Consider the following 15,313-nt stretch of genomic DNA (forward strand, 5'->3'; position numbering starts at 1 on the left):
GGACGTTCCCGCTGACTTTGCCGCGCGCGCACCCCATAGTGCCGCTAACGGATAGAGGAGAGCTTCATGTCAAACGATATCGTCATCTTGGGCGGCGCCCGCACCGCCATCGGCACTTTCGGCGGCGCCTTGGCCGCCACCCCGCCCAGCGCCTTGGGCAGCATCGTCGCCCGCGCCGTGATGGAACGCGCAGGCGTTGACCCGGCGCAGATCGGCCATGTCGTCTTTGGCAATGTCATCAACACCGAGCCGCGCGACATGTACCTCAGCCGCGTCGCCGCGCGCGAAGCCGGCGTGCCGGACGAGGTGCCCGCGATGAACGTGAACCGCCTGTGCGGCTCGGGCGTGCAGGCGCTGGTCTCGGCGGCGCAGAGTCTGATGCTGGGCGATGCTGATTTTGCGCTGGCAGGCGGGGCCGAAAACATGTCCCGCGCGCCTTATATTCTGCCCGATGCCCGCTGGGGTCAGAAGATGGGTGATGCGCGCAGTCTTGATATGCTGCTGGGCACGTTGAACTGCCCCTTTGGCACCGGGCATATGGGTGTGACCGCCGAGAATGTCGCTGACGAGCATAGCATCTCCCGCGAGGAGCAGGATGCCTTTGCCCTGCAAAGCCAAGAGCGGGCGGCGGCGGCGATTGCGGCAGGGCATTTTAAAGAGCAAATCGTGCCGGTCGACGTCAAAGTGAAGCGCGACATGGTGCCGTTTGATACGGATGAACACCCGAAAGCGACGACAGCCGAAGCGCTGGCAGGTCTGCGCCCGGTGTTCCAAAAAGATGGCCGCGTGACGGCAGGCAATGCCAGCGGGATCAATGATGGCGCGGCGGCGCTGGTCTTGGCGCGGGCCGAAGCGGCTGAGGCTGCCGGGTTGAAACCCCGCGCGCGGATCCTCGGCTATGCCCACGCCGGTGTGCGGCCTGAGGTGATGGGTATCGGGCCGATCCCCGCCGTGCAGAACCTGCTAAAGAAGACCGGGCTAAAGGCAAGCGATTTCGATGTGATTGAGAGCAACGAAGCCTTTGCCAGCCAAGCGCTCGCGGTGAGCAAGGAGCTTGGCTTTGATCCGGCGAAGGTGAACCCGAATGGGGGGGCGATTGCGCTTGGCCACCCGGTTGGGGCGACGGGCGCGATCATTACGGTGAAAGCGCTTTATGAGTTGGAACGGATTGGCGGATCGAAGGCGCTGATCACCATGTGCATCGGGGGCGGTCAGGGGATTGCCTTGGCAATTGAGCGGATCGCTTAAACGAAAGCAATCGGGGGGCCTTGCGCCCCCCGATCCCCCCGCAAAGTATTTTTGGCCAAAAAGAGTTAGAGGAGCGCGCCGATCAGGGCGAAGGTCGTGGCGCCGGCGATGCCGGAGACGACCGCCGTGGTGGCGATGTAGCGCCAGAAGCGCGGGCGGCGTTGGGGTTCTTCTTGGGCTTGGCGGTTCAGAGCCTGTTCGACGAGGCCGGGCAGACGCGGGCCGAAGCGGGCCATGACCATCGCGGTGTCGCGCAAATCGGAGAAGATGGCGCGGGGGCCGAGTGATTTGGTGATGTAATCGGTCACGATGGGGCTCGCGACTTCCCAGATGTTGATCCGCGGGTTGAGTGAGCGCGCCACGCCTTCGACCACCACCATGGTGCGTTGCAGAAGGATCAATTCGGTGCGTGTTTCCATGCCGAAGCGTTCGGTCACTTCGAAGAGGTATGTCAGCAGCCGGGCCATGGAGATACCGGTGGCATCCATGCCAAAGATCGGCTCGCCTACCGCGCGCAGGGCGCGGGCGAATTCATCGACATCCTTGTCGGCGGGGACATAGCCTGCCTCAAAATGCACTTTGGCGACGCGTAGATAGTCGCGACGGATGAAGCCGTAGAGGATTTCCGCATAGACCCGGCGGGTATAGCTGTCGATATGGCCCATGATGCCGAAGTCATAGGCGATGATGTTGCCGTTGGCCGCGACCTTGAGGTTGCCTTGATGCATGTCGGCGTGGAAATAGCCGTCGCGCAGGGCGTGTTGCAGGAAGAGTTGCAGCACCCGTTCGGAGAGCGCTACGCGGTCATGTCCGGCAGCGTCGAGCGCAGCGTTGTCGCCCAGCGGCAGGCCGTCGGCCCAGCCTAGGGTCATCACACGGCGGCCGGAGTGGTTCCATTTGATCTCAGGCAGTTGAAAGCCCGGATCTTCCTTGGTGTTGGCCGCGAATTCAGAGGCGGCGGAGCTTTCGAGCCGCAGGTCCAACTCGCCACGCACGACGCCGTCGAAATGCTCTATCACCTCGATCGGGCGCAGGCGGCGCGATCCGGGGGAGAAAATTTCGGCCATGCGGGCGGCGAGGTAGAAGGCGTCGATGTCCTTGCGGAAGGCTTTTTCGATGCCGGGGCGTAGGACTTTGACGGCGACTTCTTCGCCTGTCTCGGCCAAGCGCGCGTGGTGGACCTGCGCGATGGAGGCGGCGGCGACGGGTTCGCTGAACTCAGAGAAAATGGCGCTGACCGGTTGGCCCAACTCTTCCTCGACCGATTTGCGGGCCAAGGCGGTGTCGAAGGGCGGCAGCTTGTCTTGCAACACGCGCAGTTGCAGCGCCAGATCGTCGCCCACCACATCGGGCCGGGTGGAGAGCACCTGGCCGAATTTGATGTAGGCCGGGCCGAGCGCCGTCAGCGCGCGGGTGGCGGGGGGCATGGTGGGATCGCCATTATATCCAAGCCATTTGAACGGCAGGCCAAGGGCGCGGGCGACGAAGCGCAGCGGTTTGGGGGCGTCAAAGGCATCGAGCACCACATTCATCGCACCCGTGCGTTCCAGCGTGGCGCCGGTGCGGATCAGCCGCCAGATGTTGTGAGGTCCGCGCATCAGATTTTCCAGCCCGAATGCAGCGCCGCGATGCCCATGGTGAGGTTGCGGTATTTGGCCTGCTCAAAGCCCGCGGTGCGGAGCATCGACAGGAAGGTCTCTTGGTCGGGGAAATTGCGGATTGATTCCACCAGATATTGATAGCTGTCGCGGTCACCGGCGATGGCTTGGCCCATGCGCGGGATCACGTTGAAGCTGTAGAGGTCATAGGCTTTCTGCATCGCCGGGTTGGGCAATTGGCTGAACTCCAGCACCATCAGGCGGCCACCAGGGCGCAGCACGCGGTAGGCCTCGTTCAGCGCCTCTTGCGGGCGGGTCACGTTTCGAATGCCGAAACTTATGGTGTAGACGTCGAAGCTGTTGTCAGGAAAGGGAAGCGCCATGGCGTCGCCCACGACCCAATCAAGACTGCCGCTCAGGCTGTCGGCCTCGGCCCGTTGGCGGCCTTCGACCAGCATCGGCTCGGTGAGGTCCAGCACCGTGGCGTGACCGTGGCCCGCGCGGCCCAGAAATTTGAAGGACACATCGCCGGTGCCGCCCGCCACATCCAGCAGCCGTTGACCGGGGCGCGGGGCGAGCCAATCCATCATCGCTTCTTTCCAGACGCGGTGGATGCCCATGCTCATCACATCGTTCATGATGTCGTATTTGCTGGCGACGGAGTTGAACACACCCTGCACACGCCCGGCCTTTTCATGCTCGGGCACGGTCTCGAACCCGAAATGGGTGGTTTTGTCGGCGTCCTGGGTCATCTGCTCTTGCGATCCTCTGGTTCAGTCCCTTGTTATAGGGTGCCGGGGGCTAGGGACAATGCGTGCCTTTTGTCACAGGCAAGCGAGAGGGGAAACCGAGATGCCGGAACTGCCAGAGGTCGAGACCGTGCGCCGGGGGCTGGCGCCCGCGATGGAGGGACAGGTGATCGCCCGCGCCGAGGTGAACCGCCCTGACCTGCGCTGGCCCTTCCCGGAGCGCATGGCCGAGCGCTTGACCGGGCAGCGGGTGACGCTGCTGCGGCGGCGGTCGAAGTATATTCTGGCCGATCTGGAAGGTGGGGAATCGCTGCTGGTGCATCTAGGGATGTCGGGGCGGATGTTGGTCTCGGGCGATCCGTTGGGGCAGTTTCGGCACAATCACCCGGCACCGGAAAAACATGACCATGTCGTGTTGCATATGGAAAACGGCGCGCGGATCACCTTTAACGACCCGCGCCGCTTTGGCGCGATGGACCTGATGCCTACCGCCACGGCGGAGGCGCATAAGCTACTGGCGTCGCTGGGGCCGGAACCGCTCGGGAATGACTTTCACGAAGCGCTCTTGGTGGCCGCACTCAAGGGGCGCAACATGCCGATCAAATCGGCGCTGCTCGACCAGCGGATCGTGGCGGGCTTGGGAAATATCTATGTCTGTGAAGCGCTTTACCGGGCGGGCCTCCACCCCGCGCGCAAGGCCGGGCGCATCTCGGGGGCCCGTGTCGCAGGGCTGGTGCCGATCATCCGGCAGGTGCTAGCAGAAGCGATTGAGGCGGGCGGCTCCTCGCTCAGAGATTTCCGGCAAGCGGACGGGGAATTGGGCTATTTTCAACACCGCTTCGACGTCTATGGCCGCGAGGGCGAAGCCTGTCGCCGCCCCGGCTGTGACGGCACCCTGGCACGGATCGTGCAAAGCGGGCGGTCGTCCTTCTATTGCCCACGCTGCCAAAGATAGCTTGAAACATAGGGGTGCCGTGGTATTCACAGTCCCCTGAGCGCAACAACAAAGAGCATTCTTGATGGCTTACGAAACGATCACCGTGGACGTGGACAACCATGTGGCCCTGATCACCCTCAACCGCCCGGATGCGCTCAATGCGCTCAACGACGCGTTGCTGGGTGAATTGGCCAAAGCGCTGAAAGGCGCACAGGAAAACGACAAGGTCCGCTGCATCGTCATCACCGGCTCCGAAAAGGCATTCGCCGCCGGGGCCGACATCGCGATGATGCGCGACAAGAGCTTTGTCGACGCCTTCATGGGCGATCTCTTTACGCCCGAAACCGATCAGATTTTGCGCGTGCGCAAGCCGATCATCGCGGCGGTCTCGGGCTATGCTCTGGGCGGCGGCTGCGAATTGGCGATGATGTGTGATTTCATCATCTGTTCCGAGAGCGCCAAGTTCGGCCAGCCTGAGATCAACCTTGGCGTGGTCGCGGGCATCGGCGGCACCCAGCGTCTGACGCGCCTGGTGGGCAAGTCCAAGGCGATGGACATGAACCTCACAGGTCGCTTCATGGACGCGGATGAGGCCGAGCGCTCGGGCCTTGTGTCCCGCGTTGTGCCCGTGAAAAAGTTGATGGAAGAGGCGCTGAGCGCCGCGGGCAAGATTGCCGAGAAATCGATGATCTCGGCCACCGTGGTCAAGGAATGCGTCAACCGCGCCTATGAGGTGCCGCTGAGCGAAGGTCTGTTGTTCGAGCGCCGCATGTTCCACGCGCTGTTCAACACCGAAGACCAGAAAGAGGGCATGTCCGCCTTCCTCGAGAAACGCGAAGCACAGTTCCGCGACAAGTAAGCTTATCCCTCGGCGCGGCTTGCATTGCCGCGCCGGCTGGCCTATAGGCGGCCTCAATACATGCGCGTGCAGCCCGCTCTGGCTAGAATCACCTGCCCTTTTGGGGCCCGGATTTCCGGTAGGGTTGGCGTCACGCATTGCAACGCAACGAAATGAACCCGAAGGCTGATACTCATGGCAAACACCACCCAATCCGCTAAGCGCGCCCGCCAAAACGAAAAGCGTTTTGCGATCAACAAAGCACGCCGTTCGCGCATCCGTACCTACATCCGCAAGGTCGAAGAGGCGATTGCTTCGGGCGACAAAGCAGCGGCAACTGCTGCTTTGAAGACCGCCCAGCCCGAGCTGATGCGCGGCGTCACCAAAGGCGTTTTTCACAAAAATACCGCGTCGCGCAAAATGTCGCGCCTTTCCGCGCGGGTTAAAGCACTGGGCTAAGTTCCCCCTCAAAGCCAAGGCTTTGAAAGACAAGAGGCGCCGCATTGCGGCGCCTTTTTTTGTGCGAGTGCAGCGCGAAAACCACGGCGGGGATTCTTTTCAGACAATCTCTGAGTCAAGATGGAAGATATGTTGAAGCGAACCTGAAACACTTGCTACCAAAGGTCAGCGATTCATTTCGCTTGGGGGGACAGGCCCTGAAAACGGCGTCAGCCAGATGGCAGAATGCCAGATTCTAGGGGGTGTAGGTGGCTGAATAACTTCGGTCTTTTACACAGTCGTGAATGTTGCTGCCAGCACGTTTGCCCTGTCGATTAAACGCGGACGGTTCGTTCTGCGCTCATTGCACTGATTCTCAGTGTGGCGGGCTATTGAACAAACCATTCTGTAAAGTCCGAAGGACGCAGGTCGGTCATCCTCGTGGGACCGGGTAGATGACCTGTTGCCGGGTGAAAAATATTGAGGGCTGGGATCCACCTGGCCCCTGTGCGAAGAGCAAAGCGGGACGTTAGGCACGATGACACAAGATCAATGGGGCGAGATCAAACAGCGGCTTCTAAAGACCGTGGGGCAGAACAACTACACAACCTGGATTGAACCGCTCGTACCCGGCGACGTCGAAGACGGAATCGTGACTCTCAAAGTGCCGACGAATTTCTTCGGCAACTATGTCAGCCAGAACTTCTCGGACCTGATCCTGCATGAGATCAACGCCGCCGGCACCGATGCTACGCGTCTGAACTTTGCGCTGAACCAGCAGCCCGCCAATGTTGCCGAAAAGCCCGCCCCGGCTGCGCGTCAAACCACGGCTGCGGTGAAACCCTCCGCCAACAACCAGCTGACCACCGCCCCGCTTGATCCGCGTTTCAGCTTTGACAACTTTGTCGTCGGCAAGCCCAACGAACTGGCCCATGCCGCCGCCCGCCGCGTTGCCGAAGGCGGCCCCGTCACCTTCAACCCGCTGTTTCTTTACGGTGGCGTTGGCTTGGGCAAGACCCACTTGATGCACGCGATTGCCCGCGAACTGCACGAGCGCCGCCCGGATATGAATGTGCTGTACCTTTCGGCTGAGCAGTTCATGTACCGTTTCGTGCAGGCCCTGCGGGACCGCAAGATGATGGACTTCAAAGAGATTTTCCGCTCGGTCGACGTGCTGATGGTCGATGACGTGCAGTTCATCGCGGGCAAGGATTCCACGCAGGAAGAGTTCTTTCACACGTTTAACGCGCTGGTCGACCAGCACAAACAGATCATCATCTCCGCCGACCGCGCACCGGGCGAGATCAAAGACCTCGAAGACCGTGTGAAGTCGCGTCTGCAATGCGGCTTGATCGTCGACCTGCACCCGACGGACTATGAACTCCGTCTTGGCATCCTGCAAAGCAAGGTCGAAGTGCAGCGCAAGACCTATCCCGACCTCGAAGTTGCCGATGGCGTGTTGGAATTCCTCGCGCACCGCATCACCTCCAACGTCCGTGTGCTCGAAGGCGCGTTGACCCGTCTGTTCGCTTTCGCCTCGCTCGTAGGCCGCGAGATCGACATGGGGCTGACGCAGGACTGTCTCGCGGATGTGCTGCGCGCCTCAGAGCGCAAGATCTCGGTCGAGGAGATCCAGCGCAAAGTGTCAGACCATTACAACATCCGTCTCAGCGACATGATCGGCCCCAAGCGTCTACGTAGCTACGCGCGTCCACGTCAGGTGGCGATGTATCTGTGCAAGCAGATGACCAGCCGCTCCCTGCCCGAGATTGGCCGCCGCTTTGGCGGGCGCGACCACACCACCGTCATGCACGGGGTGCGCCGGATCGAAGAGCTTAAGGTTTCCGACGGACAAATAGCCGAAGATTTGGAACTGCTGCGCCGAGCGCTCGAATCCTAAGCACAGTCCCCTGAGGGGTTGTCGTCAAGACACGGTCAAATAGCGATCAGGGGCGCAGCCAGCGCCCCTCTTGCATTCACTTCAACAAAGCCACAAAAGTTCTTGTGTAAGCGTGGGAACCGGGTAGTTTGCCTCTCCCGGCAATCGGTATTGGGAGAAGGCATATGAAATTCAGCATCGAACGCGCGGCATTGCTCAAGGCCGTCTCGCAGGCCCAATCCGTGGTCGAGCGCCGCAACACCATTCCGATCCTTGCCAACGTGCTGATCGAAGCCGAAGGCAGCGATGTTTCCTTCCGCGCCACTGATCTGGACATCGAAGTCGTCGATAAGGTCGCGGCCCAAGTTGAGCGTGCCGGCGCCACCACAGTTTCCGCCACGCTGTTGCACGAGATCGTGCGCAAGCTGCCCGATGGCGCGCTGATTAACCTCACCGCTGATACCGCCGCGGGCCGCCTCACGGTCGAAGCAGGCCGATCGAACTTCTCGCTCGCCACCCTGCCCCGCGAAGACTTCCCGGTCATGGCATCGTCGGAATATGCCTCGAACTTCTCGGCCCCGGCCCCGGTGCTGCGCCGCCTGTTCGACAAATCGAAATTCGCCATCTCCACCGAAGAGACACGCTATTACCTCAATGGCGTTTACCTGCATATCGCGGATGCCGAAGGCGGCAAGGCGCTGCGCTGTGTGGCCACCGATGGCCACCGCCTCGCCCGGATCGACGCCGAAATGCCCGAGGGTGCCGCCGAAATGCCCGGCGTGATCGTGCCGCGCAAGACCGTGGGCGAATTGCGCAAGTTGCTGGATGACGATGAGATGGAAATTGCCGTTTCGGTCTCGGAAACCAAGGTGCGTTTCGCCACCCCCGCCATCACCCTGACCTCCAAGGTGATCGACGGCACTTTCCCCGATTACACCCGCGTGATTCCACAGGGCAACACCCGCAAGATGGAAGTCGACGCCGCAGACTTCGCCCGCGCGGTAGACCGTGTGGCGACCGTCTCGTCAGAGCGTTCGCGTGCCGTGAAACTACAGTTGGACGAAGACCGTCTGGTGCTCTCGGTCAACGCGCCGGACAGCGGTGCGGCGGAAGAAGAGCTTGCCGTGGCCTATGCAGATGAGCGACTTGAGATCGGCTTCAACGCGAAATACCTGCTGGAAATTGCCAGCCAAGTGGACCGCGAAAACGCTGTTTTCCTGTTCAACTCTTCGGGCGATCCGACCCTGATGCGCGAAGGCAATGACACTTCGGCGGTCTACGTCGTCATGCCGATGCGCGTGTGACGCAGCCGGGAATTTTTAAAATTCCCGGACCGTTTTCTTTAAAAGAAAACGGCTTCCCATGACGCAGCTGTATCTCTCCAACCTGAGCCTTTCACATTTCCGCTCGCACAGGCGGGCGGTGATCGACGTCGATGCGCGGCCCGTGGCGCTCTATGGCCCGAATGGTGCGGGCAAGACCAATATCATCGAGGCGATCTCGCTGCTTTCGCCGGGCCGTGGGTTGCGCCGCACCAGCGCGCAGGACATGGCCCGCAGGCCCGAAGCCTTGGGTTGGAAAATGACCGGGCTGCTGCATGGCCCGTCGGTGCTGCATGAGATCGAGATTTGGTCCGAAGCCGGGGCCGCACGGCAGACTAAGATTGATGGCAAAGCCGCACCGCAAACCACGCTTGGCCGCATTGCGCGGGTGCTCTGGCTGATCCCTGCGATGGACCGGCTCTGGATCGAAGGCGCCGAAGGGCGGCGGCGGTTTCTAGACCGGGTGACGCTGAGCATGTTGCCCGACCACGCCGAATTGTCCCTCAGCTATGAAAAAGCCATGCGCGAGCGCAATAGGCTGCTCAAGGATATGGTGCGCGAGCCCTCCTGGTATGCCGCACTTGAGACCCGCATGGCTGAAACCGGGGCGCAGATCCACGCCAACCGCCTGCAAGCCCTTGCCGCTCTCGAAGCAGCGCAGGAAGAAGCGCAGACCGCCTTCCCCATTGCAACACTCGCCCTGCAATGCGACATGCCCACCGAAGCCGACGCCTTGTGCCGTGCGCTGTCGGACAACCGCATGCGCGACCTGGCCGCCGGGCGCACCCTCATCGGCCCGCACCGCGCCGATCTGGAGGGCACCTATGCCGCCAAGGGCGTGGCGGCGCGGGATTGCTCTACCGGAGAGCAAAAGGCGCTGCTGGTCTCTCTGATCCTTGCCAATGCCCGCGCCATTGCCGCCGATTTCGGCGCGCCGCCTCTGCTGCTGCTGGACGAAGTCGCCGCCCACCTCGACGCGACCCGCCGCGCCGCGCTCTATGATGAAATCACTGCCCTCGGCGCGCAGGCTTGGATGACCGCGACCGGGCCAGAACTCTTCGACAGCCTCGGAGACCGGGCGCAATATGTCGAAGTCACCGAAGACGACGGCCTGTCGAAAGTGGAAATCCCCGCATGACCATCACCGCCGCCGATCTGCTGCTCTACTGCGGTGCCTTGCTGATCCTTTTTCTGACCCCCGGCCCCGTCTGGCTTGCCATGATGGCCCGCGCGCTTTCCGGCGGATTTCAGGCCGCTTGGCCGCTGGCCTTGGGCGTGGCCCTTGGCGACATCCTCTGGCCGCTGGTGGCCGTGCTGGGGATCACATGGATCCTCTCGGTCTTTGACACGATGATGGAGCTGCTGCGCTGGATCGCCAGCGGGGTATTTATCCTCATGGGGCTGGCGCTGATCCGACAGGCGGGTGAGAAGATCAGCACCGACAGCCGCCTCACCCGCCCCGGCATGTGGTCGGGCTTTCTGGCAGGCATCATCGCGATCCTCGGCAATCCGAAAGCGGTTTTGTTCTATATCGGCGTGCTACCGGGGTTCTTTGACCTGCGCAGCGTCACTGGCCCCGACATCGGCGTGATCCTTGCCGCATCGGTCATCGTGCCCCTGATCGGCAACCTCACAATCGCAGTTTTGGTGGGCCGTGTCCGCGGCTTTCTGACTGCCCCGCGCACCCTGCGGCGGATCAATCTGATCTCCGGCGGCATGCTCATTTTCGTGGGCCTTGTGATCCCCTTCGCCTGACACAAAATCTTGTGCCACTCGCGTGACAATGCCGGTCGAAAACACTATAAATCGGGCAAACGAGAAGGGTTATTTCCGCATGTCCGATACCACGCAGACACCACAGGAATACGGTGCCGATTCCATCAAGGTTCTCAAGGGGTTGGAGGCTGTCCGCAAACGCCCCGGCATGTATATCGGCGACACCGATGACGGCTCGGGCTTGCACCATATGGTCTATGAGGTCGTGGACAACGGCATCGACGAAGCTTTAGCTGGCCACGCCGACGCTGTGACGGTCACGATCCACGCGGATGAAAGCGTTTCGGTCAGCGATAACGGGCGCGGCATCCCGGTGGGCATCCACGAGGAAGAGGGCGTCTCAGCAGCCGAGGTCATCATGACCCAGCTCCACGCGGGCGGTAAGTTCGACAGCAACTCCTACAAGGTCTCCGGCGGCTTGCACGGGGTTGGCGTTTCGGTCGTGAACGCCCTGTCGGACTGGCTGGAACTGCGCATCTGGCGCGAGGGCAAAGAGCATATCGCACGTTTTGAGGGTGGCTTTACCACCAAACACCTCGAAGTGCTGGGCGAGACCGATCGCACCGGCACCGAGGTCCGCTTCATGGCCTCGACCGATACCTTCTCGAACCGGGAATACAGTTTCGAGACGCTGGAAAAGCGCCTGCGCGAACTGGCTTTCCTGAACTCTGGCGTGCGGATCATTCTGACCGATGAGCGCCCCGTGGAGCCGCTGCGGACCGAGCTTTACTACGACGGCGGCGTGAAAGAATTCGTCAAATACCTCGACCGGCACAAGACCGCCGTCATGCCCGAGCCGATTTTCATCACCGGCGAGCGGGACGACATCGGCATCGAAGTGGCGATGTGGTGGAACGACAGCTACCACGAGAATGTCCTGCCCTTCACCAACAACATCCCGCAGCGCGATGGCGGCACTCATATGGCGGGCTTTCGGGGCGCGCTGACCCGCACGATCAACGGCTATGCGCAGTCCAGCGGCATCGCCAAGCGTGAAAAGATCAACTTCACCGGTGATGACGCCCGCGAAGGGCTGACCTGCGTCCTCTCGGTCAAAGTGCCGGACCCCAAGTTCTCCTCGCAGACGAAAGACAAGCTGGTCTCCTCAGAGGTGCGCCCGGCGGTTGAGAGTCTGGTGAACGAAAAGCTGGCCGAATGGTTCGAAGAGAACCCCAATGAAGCCAAGCAGATCGTTGGCAAGATCGTCGAGGCCGCTCAGGCCCGCGAAGCCGCCCGCAAGGCGCGGGAACTCACCCGTCGGAAATCCGCGATGGATGTGAACTTCCTTGCTGGCAAGCTGAAAGACTGCTCGGAGAAAGACCCGTCGAAGACCGAAGTCTTCCTTGTCGAGGGTGACAGCGCCGGGGGCTCCGCCCAGACCGGGCGCGACCGTCAGACCCAAGCGATCCTGCCGCTAAAGGGGAAAATTCTCAACGTCGAACGCGCGCGGTTTGACCGGATGCTGGGCTCTCAGGAGATCGGCAACCTCGTTATGGCGCTTGGCACCGGCATTGGCCGCGACGAGTTCAACATCGACAAGCTGCGCTACCACAAGATCGTCATCATGACCGACGCTGACGTCGATGGCGCGCACATCCGTACGCTGCTGCTGACCTTCTTCTACCGCCAGATGCCGGAACTGATTGAAAACGGTCACCTCTACATTGCGCAGCCGCCGCTTTACAAAGTGTCGCGCGGCAAGTCCGAGGTGTATCTCAAGGACCAAGCGGCGATGGAGGACTACTTGATCCAGCAGGGTGTCGACGGCGCGATGCTGCGCCAAGGCAATGGCGAAGAGATCACCGGCCAAGACCTCACCCGCGTGGTCGATATGGCCCGCCAATTACGCCGTGTGCTCGAAGCCTTCCCGACCCATTACCCGCGCCACATCCTCGAACAAGCCGCCATCGCCGGTGCTTTCGTTGACGGCGCGGTGGACAGTGACTTGCAGGGCGTCGCCGATAAGGTCGCCGACCGTCTGAACCTGATCGCGCTGGAATATGAGCGTGGCTGGCAGGGCCGCATCACCCAAGACCACGGCATCCGCCTTGCCCGCATCCTGCGCGGCGTCGAAGAAGTGCGCACATTGGATGGCCGTATGTTGCGGTCGGGCGAGGCCAAGAAATCCGGCAGCTTTACCCAGCATCTGCAAGACGTCTACGACCAGCCCGCTAAGCTTGTTCGCAAGGACCGCAGCCAGATGATCTATGGCCCGATGGACCTGCTGGATGCGATCTTGGCTGAAGGCGAAAAAGGGCTGTCGCTGCAGCGCTACAAGGGTCTGGGCGAGATGAACCCCGATCAGCTCTGGGAAACCACGCTGGACCCTGACGCCCGTACGCTGCTGCAGGTTCGGGTTGAGGACATGGCTGAGGCGGATGACCTCTTTACCAAGCTGATGGGTGACGTTGTGGAGCCGCGGCGAGAGTTTATTCAGAAGAACGCTCTGAGCGTGGAGAATTTGGATTTCTGAATCTGAAATGAGCGCTTTACCTTTGTCCATTGGGATAGGTGAAGCGCTCTAACACTTATGTTGAGCAACTGAGGCAGCGAGCTGCTATCTCGCAGTGCTTGCCCTAGCGCCAATGCCTCAGCCTTTTGGCAGGTCTCTCAGCTTGCATCCCTCCCGAACGCCCAAGTGGCTCGGGAGGGTGCCCATTCAGTCGAGGTAGCCGGTCAACGCCAGCGATACTTCGGGAACGTAAGTCACCAATAGCAGCACAAAGGCCAATACCGCGATGAACGGCAGGTTGGTGCGCGAGGTCTCCCAAATACCTGCGCGTGCGATGGAGCAGGAGGTGATGAGGACCGAAGCGACCGGTGGGGTTTGTTGACCGATGGCAAGGTTCAATGTGACCATGATGCCAAAGTGGATCGGATCGATCCCCACCGCGTTGACGAGCGGCATCACCACCGGCACGACCAAGATGATCGCAGCGGCCCCGTGCAGGAACATCCCAAGGACCAGCAGGAGCAGGTTCAGCAGTGCCAGCACGATCAGCGGGTTTGTGGTGATTTCGGTAATTTGAGCCGCCAAGGTTTGTGGTACCTGCGCTTGGGTCAGAAACAGGCCCAAAGCGGCAGAAGTCGAAACCAACAGCATCACCACACCGGTCTGGCTCACCCCTTCCAGCATCGTCCGACGCAGCCGTGACACATCGAGATCGCGGTAAATAAACAGCCCGATCACCAGCGCCGCCAGGACTGCTAGCCCCGCTCCTTCGGTCGCGGTGACGAGACCCGAAAAGATACCGCCGAGGATGATGACCGGCATGGTCAGTGCCCAGAAGGCTTCTTTGAAGGTTCGCCCGACATGGCCCAGATCGAAGCTTTCTGCACGCGGCAGGTCGTATCGCACGGCCAGCACATAGGTCACTACCATCAGAAGAAATGCGCCGAGCAGGCCCGGAACAACACCGGCGACGAAGAGCTTGATCACCGAGGTCTCCGCGATGGCGCCGTAGAGGATCATGGGGATGGAAGGCGGGATGATGATGGCGAGCGATGCTGAAGACGACGTAATCGCTGCTGCCAGTGTCCGCGAATAACCGCGTCGTTTCATTTCGGGGATCAAGACAGTGCCGGTGGCGGCCACGTCAGCCACCGCGGAGCCGGAAATCTCGGCAAATACCATCGACACGCCAATGTTTACCATTCCGAGCCCGCCGCGGATAAAACCGATTAACGCAGTGACAAAGTTAATCAGCCGCAAGGAAATGCCGGAGGTGTTCATCAGGTTGCCCGCCAGAATGAAAAGCGGGATCGCGATCAGCGGAAAAGAGGTCGAGCCGGAGTAGAGCTTGATCACCATATCGTAGAGCGCGTCTGGGCCCGAGGTCAGCAGAAAGCCCGCCATGGAGGTCACCCCGATCGCAACGGCAATGGGCACGTTGATCAGGATCAGGGTGATCAGGGCAATGGTGGTGTAAAGGAGGATCATTTGGCGTTGTCCTTCAGGTCGAGCGAAGCCGTTTCGGCTTCGGCCTCGGCGATGGCTTTGTCGATTTCAGCATGTTCGGGATCGATGCCTTGAGCGGCGAGGCGCAGGGCGCGTGGCAGGCTCAACAGAGTGCCGATGATCATCAGGACCGAGGCGATCGGGATGACCGATTGCACGATGTCCAACGTCATCCAGCGCAACGACAGCAGGGAATCCCATTTCGCCACCGCAAGCACGGCGTTGCCATAATAGGCTGTGACGGAGAAATAGATGATGACGAGCAACTCGGAAAATAGGGTAAGCGCGATGGACGCGGATTTTGGCAGGGCAATGACGATGCCCGAAAAGCCCATGTGCTGGCGCATAAACACCGCATAGGCAGCACCGAAATACGTGAGCCAAGCCAGTAGGACACTGGCGATCTCGTCGTACCAAGCGGGCGATGCGCCGAGGTAACGCATGGTGGTGGAATAGACGACCGCTCCCGCCAGCGTCACCAACAGCGCGAGGCAAACCGTTTCGATTGCCCAAAGAAGTAAACGCTCGATCTTAGCGACCATGCCTGTCTCCTGTTCTGAGTAGCCCCGA

Annotated in this window: 13 protein-coding genes; 9 read left to right on the plus strand and 4 right to left on the minus strand. The window is 61.1% G+C overall.

The annotated features are described in order from the left end of the window. Positions 1-66: 66 nt before the first annotated feature. Positions 67-1,248, plus strand: a complete 1,182-nt coding sequence (locus tag BLS57_RS02030) for an acetyl-CoA C-acyltransferase family protein (RefSeq protein ID WP_093738646.1) — start codon at positions 67-69, stop codon at positions 1,246-1,248. A gap of 65 nt (positions 1,249-1,313) precedes the next feature. On the opposite strand, the gene ubiB is transcribed toward BLS57_RS02030, so the two are convergent. Beyond that, positions 1,314-2,846: a 2-polyprenylphenol 6-hydroxylase gene (ubiB, locus tag BLS57_RS02035; protein WP_093738648.1), complete on the minus strand. Its 1,533-nt coding sequence runs from the start codon at positions 2,844-2,846 to the stop codon at positions 1,314-1,316. Next, entirely contained in the window at positions 2,846-3,598 is a 753-nt protein-coding gene (gene ubiE, locus BLS57_RS02040; protein ID WP_093738650.1) for a bifunctional demethylmenaquinone methyltransferase/2-methoxy-6-polyprenyl-1,4-benzoquinol methylase UbiE, read from the minus strand. Before ubiE ends, ubiB begins: the two co-directional genes overlap by 1 nt. A 100-nt stretch (positions 3,599-3,698) precedes the next feature. Between ubiE and mutM the strand changes: the two genes are divergently transcribed. The 8 genes from mutM to gyrB all read left to right on the plus strand — a co-directional run bounded on the left by mutM (position 3,699) and on the right by gyrB (position 13,258). After that, positions 3,699-4,550, plus strand: a complete 852-nt coding sequence (mutM, locus tag BLS57_RS02045; RefSeq protein WP_093738652.1) for a bifunctional DNA-formamidopyrimidine glycosylase/DNA-(apurinic or apyrimidinic site) lyase — start codon at positions 3,699-3,701, stop codon at positions 4,548-4,550. A gap of 64 nt (positions 4,551-4,614) precedes the next feature. Next, positions 4,615-5,391 (plus strand): enoyl-CoA hydratase, encoded by a 777-nt coding sequence (locus BLS57_RS02050; RefSeq protein WP_093738654.1) that lies wholly within the window; start codon positions 4,615-4,617, stop codon positions 5,389-5,391. 174 nt (positions 5,392-5,565) lie between these two features. Beyond that, positions 5,566-5,829, plus strand: a complete 264-nt coding sequence (gene rpsT, locus BLS57_RS02055) for a 30S ribosomal protein S20 (RefSeq protein WP_093738656.1) — start codon at positions 5,566-5,568, stop codon at positions 5,827-5,829. 517 nt (positions 5,830-6,346) lie between these two features. Then, positions 6,347-7,708: a chromosomal replication initiator protein DnaA gene (gene dnaA, locus BLS57_RS02060; protein ID WP_093738658.1), complete on the plus strand. Its 1,362-nt coding sequence runs from the start codon at positions 6,347-6,349 to the stop codon at positions 7,706-7,708. A gap of 164 nt (positions 7,709-7,872) precedes the next feature. Continuing rightward, positions 7,873-8,991 carry a DNA polymerase III subunit beta gene (gene dnaN / locus BLS57_RS02065; protein ID WP_093738660.1) on the plus strand — a complete coding sequence of 373 codons (1,119 nt, stop codon included), beginning with the start codon at positions 7,873-7,875 and terminating at the stop codon, positions 8,989-8,991. A 58-nt stretch (positions 8,992-9,049) separates the two neighbouring features. After that, positions 9,050-10,147: a DNA replication/repair protein RecF gene (gene recF / locus BLS57_RS02070; protein ID WP_093738662.1), complete on the plus strand. Its 1,098-nt coding sequence runs from the start codon at positions 9,050-9,052 to the stop codon at positions 10,145-10,147. Beyond that, a complete protein-coding gene (locus BLS57_RS02075; protein WP_093738664.1) occupies positions 10,144-10,764 on the plus strand; it encodes a LysE family translocator in 621 nt (206 codons plus the stop codon). Before recF ends, BLS57_RS02075 begins: the two co-directional genes overlap by 4 nt. 79 nt (positions 10,765-10,843) lie before the next feature. After that, positions 10,844-13,258: a DNA topoisomerase (ATP-hydrolyzing) subunit B gene (gyrB, locus tag BLS57_RS02080; RefSeq protein ID WP_093738666.1), complete on the plus strand. Its 2,415-nt coding sequence runs from the start codon at positions 10,844-10,846 to the stop codon at positions 13,256-13,258. Between the two features lie 186 nt (positions 13,259-13,444). Here gyrB and BLS57_RS02085 read toward each other — a convergent pair whose 3' ends face one another. Together BLS57_RS02085 and BLS57_RS02090 are read right to left on the minus strand one after the other, a co-directional pair. Beyond that, a complete protein-coding gene (locus BLS57_RS02085) occupies positions 13,445-14,725 on the minus strand; it encodes a TRAP transporter large permease (RefSeq protein ID WP_093738668.1) in 1,281 nt (426 codons plus the stop codon). Beyond that, a complete protein-coding gene (locus BLS57_RS02090; protein WP_093738670.1) occupies positions 14,722-15,285 on the minus strand; it encodes a TRAP transporter small permease in 564 nt (187 codons plus the stop codon). The genes BLS57_RS02085 and BLS57_RS02090 overlap by 4 nt, the downstream gene beginning before the upstream one ends. Positions 15,286-15,313: the final 28 nt, after the last annotated feature.

Source organism: Sulfitobacter delicatus (assembly GCF_900102535.1).
Lineage (GTDB): Bacteria > Pseudomonadota > Alphaproteobacteria > Rhodobacterales > Rhodobacteraceae > Sulfitobacter > Sulfitobacter delicatus.